The 740-nt window shown below is 54.6% G+C and carries 1 protein-coding gene; it reads right to left on the bottom strand.

Features of this window, described 5'->3' with window-relative positions; translation table 11 throughout:
* A partial coding sequence (locus WG943_RS21205) for an IPT/TIG domain-containing protein (protein WP_340412043.1) occupies positions 1-740 on the bottom strand: 740 nt, incomplete at both ends.

Here is a 740-nt window from a genome sequence, read left to right as displayed (position 1 = left end):
CTCAATCGCAGGTAAATTCACTACCGGTTCTGAAACCTCCTCAATTATCTCAAATGTCAAGAAACTTGTCACAATCCCGGCAGGAGCCTCTAATTTAACTTTACCCGTGGTGGCCGTCGCCGGCACGACCGCGCGGATCTGCGTGTCGCTCACCTGCGTAAAGGTGGCGATAGCGCCGTTGAAGCGCACCCGGGATACCTCCGAAAGGTTGGCGCCGGTAATGGTCACCTCATCTCCCGCCTGACCAGACCCAGGCGTGAAGGAGGTGATTGAGGGCAGAGGCGAGGTAATCTCAAACGTTAAAGCACTTGTAACCATTCCAGCAGGAGCCTCTACAGTAACTTTACCCGTGGTGGCCGTCGCCGGCACGACCGCGCGGATCTGCGTGTCGCTCACCTGCGTAAAGGTGGCGATAGCGCCGTTGAAGCGCACCCGGAATACCTCCGAAAGGTTGGCGCCGGTAATGGTCACCTCATCTCCCGCTTGACCAGACCCAGGCGTAAAGGAGGTGATCGAGGGCAGAGGCGAGGTAATCTCGAACGTTAAAGCACTTGTACTTGTCCCTCCTGGAGCATCCAATGCAATTTTGCCTGTAGTTGCTTTTGAGGGTACAATAGCCCTTATTTGATTATTGTTAACAACTATAATAGTTCTAGCTGCAACCCCATTGAAGCGCACGCGAAATACCTCCGAAAGGTTGGCGCCGGTAATGGTCACCTCATCTCCCGCCTGACCAGACC

It is taken from the genome of Pontibacter sp. H249 (assembly GCF_037892465.1).
Taxonomy (GTDB): domain Bacteria; phylum Bacteroidota; class Bacteroidia; order Cytophagales; family Hymenobacteraceae; genus Pontibacter.
Note: the sequence above shows the minus strand (reverse complement) of the source record. Positions and strands in the feature narration are given on the sequence as shown.